Source organism: Actinoplanes sp. NPDC051633 (assembly GCF_040681735.1).
Classification (GTDB): domain Bacteria; phylum Actinomycetota; class Actinomycetes; order Mycobacteriales; family Micromonosporaceae; genus Actinoplanes.
In genome coordinates this window covers 1-8,728 of the sequence record NZ_JBFAZH010000212.1, presented here as the reverse complement: position 1 = coordinate 8,728, position 8,728 = coordinate 1, and the positions used below count along the sequence as shown (strand labels likewise).

Annotated in this window: 4 protein-coding genes and 2 pseudogenes; 3 read left to right on the top strand and 3 right to left on the bottom strand. The window is 68.8% G+C overall.

Annotated features, from left to right (window positions below; genetic code table 11):
• Both AB0M20_RS14700 and AB0M20_RS14695 read left to right on the top strand, forming a co-directional pair.
• Positions 1–561 (top strand): annotated as a pseudogene (locus AB0M20_RS14700) (hypothetical protein); the annotation flags it as partial.
• A gap of 79 nt (positions 562–640) precedes the next feature.
• Positions 641–3,901 carry a BTAD domain-containing putative transcriptional regulator gene (locus AB0M20_RS14695; RefSeq protein ID WP_364298193.1) on the top strand — a complete coding sequence of 1,087 codons (3,261 nt, stop codon included), beginning with the start codon at positions 641–643 and terminating at the stop codon, positions 3,899–3,901.
• A gap of 115 nt (positions 3,902–4,016) precedes the next feature.
• Here the strand turns inward: AB0M20_RS14695 and AB0M20_RS14690 are convergent, their stop codons facing one another.
• Both AB0M20_RS14690 and AB0M20_RS14685 read right to left on the bottom strand, forming a co-directional pair.
• On the bottom strand, positions 4,017–6,128 hold the full coding sequence (locus tag AB0M20_RS14690) for a PQQ-dependent sugar dehydrogenase (protein WP_364298191.1): 2,112 nt from the start codon (positions 6,126–6,128) through the stop codon (positions 4,017–4,019).
• 53 nt (positions 6,129–6,181) lie between these two features.
• Positions 6,182–7,150: a sugar phosphate isomerase/epimerase gene (locus tag AB0M20_RS14685; protein ID WP_364298189.1), complete on the bottom strand. Its 969-nt coding sequence runs from the start codon at positions 7,148–7,150 to the stop codon at positions 6,182–6,184.
• A 475-nt stretch (positions 7,151–7,625) separates the two neighbouring features.
• Here AB0M20_RS14685 and AB0M20_RS14680 point away from each other — a divergent pair.
• Positions 7,626–8,579: pseudogene (locus AB0M20_RS14680) on the top strand (Gfo/Idh/MocA family oxidoreductase); the annotation flags it as partial.
• On the opposite strand, the gene AB0M20_RS14675 reads toward AB0M20_RS14680, so the two are convergent.
• Positions 8,579–8,725 carry a hypothetical protein gene (locus AB0M20_RS14675; protein WP_364298195.1) on the bottom strand — a complete coding sequence of 49 codons (147 nt, stop codon included), beginning with the start codon at positions 8,723–8,725 and terminating at the stop codon, positions 8,579–8,581. The pseudogene AB0M20_RS14680 and the gene AB0M20_RS14675 sit on opposite strands and share 1 nt — an antisense overlap.
• Between the last annotated feature and the right edge of the window lie 3 nt (positions 8,726–8,728).

The following is an 8,728-nucleotide window of genomic DNA, read 5'->3' as shown; positions in this document are numbered from 1 at the left end:
GGGGCCGGCAACTCCGGACGACAGATCGCGGAGGAGCTCGCCGCCACCCACGACGTGACCCTGGCTGTGGGAGCCAAATCGCTGCAACTACCGCAGCGATTCTTGGGCCGGGACCTGTTCTGGTGGCTGACCCGGACGGGTCTGATCACCAAGACCGCGGAGTCACGGCTGGCGCGTCGCATGCGTGCCCGCGGCGACCTGGTCATCGGCACCCCTCTTCGGCGGCTGCGACGGGCTGGGGTGAAGATCCGGCCACGGGTTGTCTCAATCGCCGGCAACGAGGTCAGGTTTGAGAACGGACACGCGGTCCGAACCTCGACGGTGGTGTGGGCGACCGGTTTCCGCGCCGACTACTCCTGGGTCGACGTCCCCGCGGCGTTCGACGCGCAGGGCCACCCGCGCCACGAACGCGGCATCAGCGCCGCGCGAGGCCTGGCGTTCATCGGGTTGCCGTGGCAGCACACCCGCGGGTCAGCGCTGCTCGGTTTTGTCCACCACGACGCTGCCTGGGTCGCTGCCCAGCTCCGTGCTCAGCCCAGTGACACACTCGCTGTCATGTGACGCTGCGGGTGTTTCGGAGTGCCGTCCCGAGGCTTGCTCATCGCCCTACCGTCGGAGGACGATGATGGAGGGCTCGCGGATGGGAACAGCGGTGAACGACGTGCGGTACCGGCTGCTCGGGCCGATGGAGGTCTGTGTCGACGGTGCGCCCGTGAAGCTGCCCGGCACCGCTGAACGTGCTCTGCTCGCCCAGCTGCTCCTCAGCCCTGGCCGCACCATCCCGGCCACGATGCTCGTGGACCGGTTGTGGTCGGCGTCGACGTTGCCGGTCGACCCGATGAACGCGCTGCAGATCCGGGTCTCCAAGCTGCGCCGCGCCCTGAAGACCATGGGGGTCGGTGACGTCGTCACTCGCGAAGGGGTCGGGTACCGCGCGACCATCGACTCCTCGACGGTGGACGCGCACGAGTTCGCGGACCGTGTCAGGGCGGCACGCACGGGCGCCGCGAACGCAGCTGATAACGGCGGCGTCGGACCAATTCACGTGCAGGCTTATGACGACGCGCTCGCGTTGTGGCGTGGCGACCCGCTCAGTGACTTCGCGGCCGAGCAGTGGGCCACCGCCGAAGCCGCCCGCCTCACCGAGCTCCGGTTGGCTGCGATGACGGAACGCGCTCAGGTCGCACTGGCGCTCGGCCGGCATGGGGAAGTCGTCGGCGACCTCGAACCAGTCGTCGCTGACGACCCGACCTTGGAATCGCTCGCCGGGCTGTTGATGGTGGCGTTGTACCGCAGCGGCCGACAAGCCGACGCCCTCGACGTGTACAGCCGCACCCGGGACGTCCTCGACGAGTCCCTCGGCCTTGAACCCTCGGTGTCGCTGCGCTCGTTGCACCAGCGGGTGCTGCGCCAGGACGACGCCCTCGGCGCCAAGCAGGACATGGTCCCCGCCCCCGCAGCAGCCCCAACCGCAGCAGCAGCGACCGCTCAGGCGACCGGGCCGACGACTGTTCCCGTCACGATGCCGGCGCACCGGTCCCGCGCGGACGAGGACCGGACGTCGCCGACGAACCTGCCCACCGTGGTCCGCCCTCTGATCGGCCGCGACGCCCAGCTGGACTCCATCGTCGAGCTCCTCGGCGGCGTACGGCTGCTGACCTTGGTTGGCTCTGGCGGCGCCGGAAAGACGTCCCTGGCGCTCACCACCGTCGTCAGAACGTCGGCGAAGTACCCGGACGGTGCGTTCGGGGTACGGCTCGCGTCGGTGAACAGCTCCGATCAGGTGCCGGTCGCGGTCGCCGACGCCGTCGGCATGCCGATGGATGGCGCCGGCGCCACCCGCGACCTGCGCGACCGGCTCATCTCGTTCCTGGCTCGGCGCCGCATGTTGCTGTTGCTCGACAACTGCGAGCACGTCGTTGACGCCGTAGCCGCCCTCGCCGACGACATCCTCGGCCGCTGTCCCGGCATCACCGTCATGGCGACCAGTCGCGAAGCGCTCGCCATTCCCGACGAGGTGCAGGTGACCGTCGGCCCGTTGCAAACCCCACCAGAGGACATTTCGCCAGGTGACGTGCTCGCCTACCCGGCGGCGCAGCTCTTCGCTGAACGCGCCCGCGCCGTGCGCTCCGGGTTGTTGCTCGGTGCCGACGACCTGACCGCGATCGGTGCCATCACGCGGTCCCTCGACGGCATCCCGCTCGCCCTCGAGCTCGCCGCCGCCCGGGTGTCGACGCTCTCGCCGACCGAGGTGTCCCAACGACTGGCGAACCGGTTCACCCTGCTCACCTCCGGTGTCCGTACCGCTGAAGCACGGCAGCGGACGTTGCGCGCCACCGTCGACTGGAGCTACCAGCTGCTCTCCGAGACCGAGCAACTGGTCTTCGACCGGCTATCGGTGTTCCAGGGTGGTTGGACGCTGATGTCGGCTGAGAATGTCGTCGCAGACGAAGGGGCACCTCCCGGTGCGGTCCTCGACACCATCGGCCGGCTCGTCGAACGGTCCATGGTCGGCGCCGAACCCGGCCCCACCACCAGGTACCGGATGTTGGAGACGTTGCGTCAGTACGCCGCCGAACAGCTTGAGGCGTCCGGGCAGGCGGTCGAGGTGGCGCGACGTCACGCCGCGTACTTCCGGGACATCGTCGAGCACGCCGAAGTTGCGTTGCGTGGGCATGAGCAACGACAGACGCTGCGGTGGTTGCGTGACGAGCAACCCAACATTCGTGCCGCTCTGGCGTTCCTGAGCGGCCCGGACGGCGACCGGGACGGAGCGTTGAGGATGGCCGGTTCCCTCGGGATGTTCTGGCACCTCGGCCGTCATCTCGAAGGCCGCCAGGTGCTGTCGCGGCTGGTTGCCGGCGACGAGGGGTCCCCGGCAGCGCGGGCGCTCGCGCTGCAGGCGATCTCGATAGTCGAACGACCCCGCGGCTGCCTCGTCCACCCCAACCCCCGGTGCGCCGAAGCTGCGGCGGAAAGCCTGGCTCTGTTCGAAGAGCTCGGCGACGCTTGGCACGCGGCCCTGTCCCGAGTCCTCCTCGCTGTCGAAGGGGTCACCGGTGCGGAACCGGACCGGTCACAGGCGCTGCTCGTGGCGGCGGAGGAGCAGTTCGACCACGACGGTGACCCGTGGGGGCCTGCTGTCATCGGGTTCGTCCGGATGGAGACCGCAGCGAAGACCGGCGACGCCGACGCCGCCGTCCGTATCGGCCGCACCACTGCCTCTGCTTTCCGGCAGCTCGACGACTCGTGGGGGCTGTCGGCGACCCTGTACCACCTCGGGTGGGCGCTGCGGCAGTTCGGCCGGTACGCAGAAGGGGCGCCCGTCCTGGAGGAAGCGATCGATGTGGCGCGGGGTGCCGGGTTGTGGAACACCGCCCAGTGGGCGCTTGCGGACCTGGCGATCGCGAAGGTGCACGTGGGTGACTACGAAACTGCGAGGCGGTTGTTCGACGAAGGAGCGGCCGCGTCCCGCGAGGTCGGTGACGGCGCCGGAGAGGTTCTTGCTGGGTACGGGTACGGCCTGCTCGCTCACGTCGACGGAGACTGGGACGAAGCCAGGGGGCACTACACGGTCGCAGTGGACGGGTTCATCGAACTTGCCACGCCCGTCTTTGAAGGGGTCGCGTTGGTCGGGTTGGGGCGGTGCGATGAAGCCGACGGTGACACTGCCGCGGCCCGAGCCCGGTACTCGGAAGCGCTGGAGCTGGGTCGCCGGCTCGGCGAACCGGCCGTGACCGCGTCCGCCCTCGAGGGGCTTGGACGTCTCGCGTTCGTCGCAGGTGACCGGGACGACGCCGCTGTGCGGTGCGGTGAAGCCGTCACGATTCGGGAGCATTTCCACCGGCCTGCGCCACCGCACGAACGTGACGACATCACGCACCTCGCCGACGCCCTCTGACGCAGCCGCCGCGGCCGGTCACACCGCAACGCTCGACGTGTTGTCCGTCGGCTGGGAGCTGGACGTGGGAGGGCGCCGCCCCACACGGCGGGGACGGCGCCCTTGCGTCAGGTGATCACGGAGTAGTCGGCGTGAGTACCACCTCGTCGTCTGACGTCAACGGAGGCACGTCCGGGTCGGTCGGAGCGTCGGTGTAGGACGCGACGAACACGGCCCTCAGGTTGCCTGCCCCGGCGTGGCCGGAGTCCACGAAGGTCTGGATCGACCCGCTGCACCCGGCGGTGGAGTTCAGCGGGTGACCGTGCTGGTCGTGACCGAGGATGTAGGCCACCGAGACGGTCGAGCAGTCCACCGGCGTGTCGTCGGTGATCGTCACCGTGAAGGTCACGACCTGGCCGAACGCGAACGGCTCACCGGGCGCCGGGGAGGTGGTCAGCTCAACCACCGGCGCGACGTTCCCGACGATGATCGACACCGACGCCGCAGCAGTGCGACCGGTGCGGTCGGTCACCCGCAGCGTCGCGTCGAAGACGCCGTTCTCGGTGTAGGTGTACGTCGGGTTCTGTTCGGTGGAGTCCACCACGCCGTCCGCGTTGAAGTCCCACGCGTACGCGATCGGGTCGCCGTCCGGGTCCGCCGTCCCCGCGCTGGAGAAGTTGACGGTCACCGGTGCCAGGCCCTGGGTGACGTCGGCCGTCACCACCGGGACCGGCGTGTAGTTGCCGCGGACGTAGTCGATCCGCGCCAGCTGCGCCTCCGGGTTCTCGGCGAAGAAACCGTCGCCGTACTCCAGCACGTAGAGCGCGCCGTCGGGGCCGAACTCCATGTCCATCGGGTTGTCCACCGGTACCGGCACGTGCCGGATGTCTGCCAGCGTCCTCCCGTTCGGCCGGTTCAGCCGGAACTCCTTGATGTAGTCCCGGGACCACTCGTAGAACAGCGGCACGCCGTGGTAGTACTGCGGCCACTTCACCCGGGACGGGCTGCGACGGTCGAACTGGTACGCCGGGCCGGCCATCGGCGCGATGCCGTCACCGCCCATGTTCTGGAAAAGCTCCGGGAACAGCCCTGCGTCCGCCTCGGGGTAGCTGTACCAGACCTCCGACTGCACCACCGCCGGCAGCACGCGCCGCCCGGTGTTCAGCCGCGAGTCGTTCACCGGCGCCTGGCAGTTGAACGGCTCCCCGGAACCGCCGGTCTCGAAGTCGTAGTCGATGTACGGCATGTCGGGGGTGACGCAGAACGGCCAGCCGTAGTTGCCCGGTCGACGAATGATCATCCACCGGCCGTGGCCGGCCGGCCCGCGCGCCGGGTTCGCCTCGGGGGAGTCGGGGGAGTAGTCGGCCATGTACACGTCGCCGTTGGTGCGGTTGACCGCGAACCGGAACGGGTTGCGCAGCCCCATCGCGTAGATCTCCGGCCTGGTCTGCGGGGTGCCGGGGCGGAACATGTTGCCACGCGGCACGGTGTAGCCGCCGTCTTCGCCGACCCGGATCCGCAGCAGCTTGCCGCGCAGGTCGTTGGTGTTCGCGGAGCTGCGCCGGGCGTCGAACGCCGGGTTGCGCCCGGGCCGGTCGTCCAGCGGGACGTATCCGTCGGAGAAGAACGGGTTGGTGTCGTCGCCGGTGGACAGGAACAGGTTGCCCCGGCCGTCGAAGTCGATCTGTCCGCCGACGTGGCAACAGATGCCGCGGTCCACCGGCACGTCGATGATCTGCTGCTCGGTGCCCAGGTCGAGCTCATCGCCGACCAGCTTGAACCGGGAGAGCCGCAGAACCCCGCGGAACCGCTCCCAGTCCGCCTCGGTGCCCTCGGCCGGCGCGTCGCCCTCGTTGACCTCGGGCGTCGCCGGGTTGTCCTCCGGCGTGTCCAGCTCCGGCGAGTAGTACAGGTAGACCCAGCGGTTGCTGGAGAAGTTAGGGTCGATCGCGATCCCTTGCAGGCCCTCCTCGTCGTGCTGGTAGACCGGCACCTCGGCGGCGAGCGTATTCAGGCCGGTGCGGGGGTTGTGGATGCGTACCTCGCCTGTGCGTGCGGTGTGCAGCACCCGCAGGTCCGGCAGGACGGCGAGACTCATCGGCTCGCCGGGCCGGTCGTTGAGTACGACCTTCTGGAATCGGGATTCGGGTGGTTGCGCTTCGGTGGCCGGGGCCGCGGCGGCGGGTGCCGCCATGGCGCCGGTTACCGCCAGAAGCCCGCACGCCAACAGGGGCATGGTCCTTCTCATGACGGATCTCCTCGGCGAGACGTCAGTACGTGCTGGAGGTCGGGAGCGCGAGGTCAGAAACGGACCGTGCGCAGGAACTGGTAGCCGACGCGGGCGGTGACGAGCGCGTCCTGGGGGGTGCGCGGCGTGCTGCCGGCGTCGTCCCGCTCGACGATGTACTCCTCGACCTGATGGGTGCGGAAGATCCGCGGGAAGTCGAGCAGGCCCTGTCCCGGGTCTTCGAAGCTGCCGGCCTGGTTCATGTCCTTGACGTGGTACTGGCGCACCCGACCACGCAGCCGTCGCAGCAGGTCCACCGGGTCACGGGCTCCCCGGGTCACCCAGAAGAGGTCCAGCTCGAAGTGCACAAGGCGCGGGTCGGTCTCTTCGATCAGCACGTCGAACGCGGTCCGCGACGGGTCGTCGGTGAGCCGGAAGAACTCCCAGTTGTGGTTGTGATATCCGAGCCGTAGCCCGGCGGCTTGAGCCATCCGGCCGGCCCGGTTGAGGTCGCGCGCGAACGCGGCCCAGGTCGCCCGGTCCCGCACCACCACGCCGGTGCCGAAGTTGATCCCGAACGCGGGGTGCACGACGTAACGCGACTCGAGCACCTGAGCGTTCGCCAGGGAGGTGCTCCAGGCGGCGGCGTCGAAGGGCTGCGGGATGCCCACGTGATTCGAGCTCGCCCAGATGCCTACCGCGTCCAGCGCGGCCTTGAACTCGGTGACGGTGCGGGTGCCGAAACCGGCGGTCTCCACCCGGCGATAGCCGATCTCGGCGAGAGCGGCCAGGGTGCCTTCGAAATCGATCGCCAGCAGGTTGCGCAGCGTGTAGAGCTGGATGCTGATCCGCTCCGGCGGAACCCTGTGGTGGCCGGAACCGCCGGACCGGGCGTTGGCAGCGACCGCATCGGTTGCGAGCCAGCCGGTCGCGCCGGCGGCCGCGACCCCGGCTGCGGCGGTGCGGAGGAAGCCGCGCCGCCCGAGCAGTGGCGCCACCTCCTCATGCGACGCGGTGGCGGCGTCACCATGACCTTGGCACATGTCGATCTCCTTTGATCGCACTGAGGGCACGGAGGCTTCAACTGACCCAGGGCTAGAGCCGGTCGGCGACGAGAGAGTGACGGCGAGACGGCGAGACGCTCCGCCCCTCGCGGTGTGGCTGCCAGTGCATCAGGTCGCTCAGCCTTCCCTGAATGCGACCGTACTTGCTTATGTTGCTATCCAAAAGAGTCTATTAGATTGGGGGTACTCCTTAGCCGATGTCAGCGCGATTGATCTCCAGGAAGTCAATCGCGTCGCTGCGCTATGGCGAGATGAAGACACTGATCGCGGCCGGACCTAAGCCGGGCCCTCGCGTGCTCGGCTGCGTGATCCGAAATTGATGCCGTCAATTCTTAGACAATTTGGAGATCAATAAGATCTCTGCTCCCGAGCGCCGTCCAAGCTGCGCCCTGCGCCGAAAGGGTGTTACATCAAGTGTGACCCCCGTCACTTTTGATCATAGGGGAGATGCCCAATGGCAGATCGTCCTCGATCCGGCATTGTCGGCGCCGGCTTCATCGGCGGGGTCCATGCGCGCGCGGTGCGGGCGGCCGGCGGTGTCCTCGCCGCTGTTGCTGACCGAGACGCGGGGTCGGCGTCGGCCGCGGCTACCCGGCTGCTGGCAGAGCGGGCGGCGTCGTCGGCGGAGGAGCTGATCGACGCTCCGGACATCGACGTCGTGCACATCTGCACCCCCAATCACCTGCACGCGCCGCTGGCCGAGCGGGCGATGGCCGCCGGAAAGCACGTGATCTGCGAGAAGCCGCTCTCCACGGACGTGGACAACGCCCGCAGACTTGCCGACCTGGCGGGCGCGGCCTCGGTCGTCACGGCGGTGCCGTTCGTGTACCGGTTCTATCCCACGGTGCGCGACGCCCGCGGTCGCGTGCGCCGCGGCGACGTGGGGGCTCTGCGCCTGGTGCACGGGTCGTACCTGCAGGACTGGCTGTCCCGCCCGGAGGACCACAACTGGCGGGTCGACGCGGCCCTCGGCGGTGGCTCCCGCGCCTTCGGCGACATCGGCGTGCACTGGTGTGACGTCGTCGAGTTCACCACCGGGCACCGCATCACCCGCCTGGTCGCCCGGCTGACGACCGTCCCGCGCAGCGCCGATCGGCCGCAGCCGGACACCGAGGATGCCGCGACGGTCCTGTTCGAGACCGACCGGGGAGCGATAGGCGCCCTCGTGGTCAGCCAGGTCTCGCCCGGACGGAAGAACCGGTTGTGGTTCTCCCTCGACGGCGCGCAGGCGTCCCTGCAGTTCGACCAGGAACTGCCCGACTCGCTGTGGGTGGGTGGGCGGGAGCAGAACGCCGTCGTGCACCGCGGCGCCGAGTCCTCCACCGGCGACGCCGCCCGTTACAACATCGTCCCGGTCGGCCACCCGCAGGGTTACCTGGACTGCTTCACTGCCTTCGTCGCCGACGTCTACGCCGCTGCCGCGGGCGACAAGCCCGACGGTCTTCCCTCGTTCGACGACGGCCTGCGGTCATCATTTTTTTGTTTTACGAACTCTCTTTGTTTTTTATTGCTTTGATATTTTTTCCCAGTTTCTAAATCAATTGAATTAATCACAAT